This is a genomic window from Microbacterium sp. Bi128, assembly GCF_918698205.1.
In genome coordinates, this window is sequence record NZ_CAKKMM010000930.1 from 1 (window position 1) to 2,042 (window position 2,042).

Here is a 2,042-nt window from a genome sequence, read left to right on the forward strand (position 1 = left end):
GGGGCGGCAGGCATCCCGCCGCGCCCGCCGGGAACTCGACGGGCTCATCGTGCTGCCCGAGGCGACGCTAGCGGCACTGGAGGACAGGATCGCTTCGATGCTCGGCGCGGGCCCGGCGCCGGACGTCCGCCGGGCCGTCTGAGCTGGGCCGCAGCCGGCGGAGCCGGGCGGTGCCCGCTGTGACCGGCACCGCACCGCCACCGTGAAGGCCCGTGCCGCACAGGAGGACTGAATTTAGGGACTTCTGGCATGTTTTGCCCAGCCGTCTTTCCCACGTACCATCGATAAGGTTTCAAATCGCGTTAGCGCCACCGAATTCATCTGATCAGGCATCGAATGGACGTCGTGGCCATGCAGCAACGGGGATGTGGAACTGCCGACCGTGAACACTTCAGATTGGGCAACAGGTGGAAATCACCGTAATGGTGGCGCTAGTGATATCGCTGGCGCTGTTCTTCGACTTCACCAACGGATTTCATGACACCGCGAACGCCATGGCTACCCCCATCGCGACCGGCGCCATCAAACCGAAAACAGCAGTTGCCCTCGCGGCGGTGCTGAACCTCGTGGGAGCGTTCCTCTCCACGGAAGTCGCCAAGACCGTCTCGGGCGGCATCATCAAGGAAGGCTCGGACGGGGTCCAGATCACCCCGGACATCATCTTCGCCGGGCTGATGGGCGCCATCCTCTGGAACATGATCACCTGGCTCAAGGGCCTGCCGTCCAGTTCCTCCCACGCCCTCTTCGGCGGCCTGATCGGGGCCGCGATTGCCGGTATCGGCATCCACGCGATCAACTTCGAGTCAATTCTCCAAAAGATCATTCTTCCCGCGGTGTTCGCCCCGATCATCGCGGGCGGCGTAGCCTACTTGTGCACGCGGCTGGCGTACGGCCTGACCGCCCGCCATGACCCCGAAACCGGGGACAAGCTCACGCAGAAGCGCGGCGGATTCCGGACCGGTCAAGTCTTCACGTCCAGCCTCGTGGCGTTGGCCCACGGCACCAACGACGCCCAGAAGACGATGGGCATCATCACCCTGGTCCTGATCTCCGCCGGCCTCCAGCCTGCCGGCTCCGGTCCGGAGTGGTGGGTTATCACCGCCTGTGCCTTCGCCATCGCGATCGGCACGTATTCCGGCGGGTGGCGGATCATCCGCACCATGGGCTCGGGACTCACCGAAGTGAAGCCCGCCCAGGGCTTTGCCGCCGAGACCAGCACCGCCACAGCCATTCTGGCGTCCTCGCACCTGGGCTTCGCCCTGTCCACCACGCAGGTGGCCTCCGGCTCGGTCGTGGGCTCCGGCATGGGACGCCGCGGCACTACGGTGCGGTGGGGAACCGCCGGCCGGATTGCCATCGGCTGGCTGTTCACGCTGCCGGCCGCCGGAATCATGGGCGCGCTGACGGCTCTGCTCGTGCAGACCGGGGTCGTAGGCGTGATCATCGCGGCAACAGCCGGCACCGCCGCAGTGGCCTACATGTTTGTGCGCTCACGGAAGTCGCCTGTGGGCAGCAACAACGCCGTCGAGATCGAGGAAGTCGGCCAGGCCGTGCAGTTCCGGAAGAAAAAGTCCGCCACCAAGTCGATCAAGAACGGCGGTGCCCAGCGATGAAATGGCTGGAACTGTTCAGCGTGGCGAGTGCCACGCTTGTGTCCGCTGTAACCGTGGTAGTTCTCTACTCCCTCGGCGTCCGGCTCACGGCCATCGCGGGGGACACCCGGACCTCCCCGGCGGCCTGGACCCGACCGCTCGCTTACACGTGCTTCGCTTTGTGCGGCGCCGCCATTCTCTTCGGGCTCTACCTGATCATTCCTTACTTCCACAAATAGGACGTCCCCGCGGCCGTGCAGCCGTTGCGTCACGGGGATGGGACACCGGCCACCGCAGTGGCTAGGCTGGGGCCATGGTGAGCTTCCAATACTTCGTGGCGTCCTCACTCGACGGGTTTATCGCCACTGCCGACGACAATCTCGCCTGGCTGCTGCAGTTCGACGGTTTTGAGGGCGGACAGGACAGCTATGACGCGTTCATGGCCGACGT

Annotated in this window: 2 protein-coding genes and 1 pseudogene; all 3 read left to right on the plus strand. The window is 65.2% G+C overall.

Annotated features, from left to right (window positions below; genetic code table 11):
- Positions 1-407 precede the first annotated feature (407 nt).
- Positions 408-1,613, plus strand: coding sequence for an inorganic phosphate transporter (locus LQV45_RS28135; protein WP_230010221.1), 1,206 nt, complete (start codon positions 408-410; stop codon positions 1,611-1,613).
- A complete protein-coding gene (locus tag LQV45_RS28140) occupies positions 1,610-1,831 on the plus strand; it encodes a hypothetical protein (RefSeq protein ID WP_028276822.1) in 222 nt (73 codons plus the stop codon). The genes LQV45_RS28135 and LQV45_RS28140 overlap by 4 nt, the downstream gene beginning before the upstream one ends.
- 74 nt (positions 1,832-1,905) lie before the next feature.
- Positions 1,906-2,042 (plus strand): annotated as a pseudogene (locus LQV45_RS28145) (dihydrofolate reductase); the annotation flags it as partial.